Here is a 763-nt window from a genome sequence, read left to right on the forward strand (position 1 = left end):
CCCAGGGTGAGACGCGGCCCGCGGTCGCGGAATGCGTCGCCGCGCTGGTCGGGGCTGCCCGGTCCTGGGGCACGGAAGGCTCGTGATTCGTCCTCTGGATGCGGTGGTTCGGCGTCGAACTACCGCATCCAGAGGACGAAACACGGGGTGGAACCAGTCACTCACGACCGCAGAGGGCGTGGTCGATCAGCGGCTTCAGCGGGTCTTCCGACGGCGGTTCGGCACCGGGGTGGTACGGCGTCAGCGTGTTCAGTGAGACCATCACGCTTCGCTCGCCGTCCCCGGTCACGCCGTTGGCCGTCGAGTTGCCGGGCAGCGAGCCGCCGTGGCCCCAGTAGGCGCCGCAGGAGCCGGTCAGCTTCATGAGCCCCAGCCCGTACTCCCCGATTCCCGGCGCGGGCACGGTCTTCTTCATCTCCGCCAGCAACGCGGGCTTGAGCACCTTCCCGCCCAGCAAGGCACGCAGGAACTTGTTGCCGTCCTCGGCGGTGCTGTTGATCGAACCGTCCGCTCCCCCGCCGATCGACGGGTTCATCAGCGTCACGTCCACCCGCCGTCCGAGCCGCGGCGGATTCGAACCCTCGACGACGAACCGATCGTAGCCGCGGGCGTGCGGGGTGGGCAGGAACGGCGAGGTGTGCGGCAACGAAGTTTCCCGCAGGTCGAGCGGGCGGACGACGCGGTCGGTGATCGCCTGCCGCCAGTCCCGGCCGGTCACCTTCTCGGTCACCATCCCGGCGAGCACGTAGTTGGTGTTGGAGTA

General features: G+C 69.1%; 1 protein-coding gene. It reads right to left on the bottom strand.

The features are described 5' to 3' along the window. Positions 1-157 precede the first annotated feature (157 nt). Positions 158-763 (bottom strand): serine hydrolase domain-containing protein (locus CFP71_RS43215; RefSeq protein ID WP_143267361.1); only part of this gene is annotated, 606 nt, incomplete at its 5' end.

Source organism: Amycolatopsis thailandensis (genome assembly GCF_002234405.1).
Classification (GTDB): domain Bacteria; phylum Actinomycetota; class Actinomycetes; order Mycobacteriales; family Pseudonocardiaceae; genus Amycolatopsis; species Amycolatopsis thailandensis.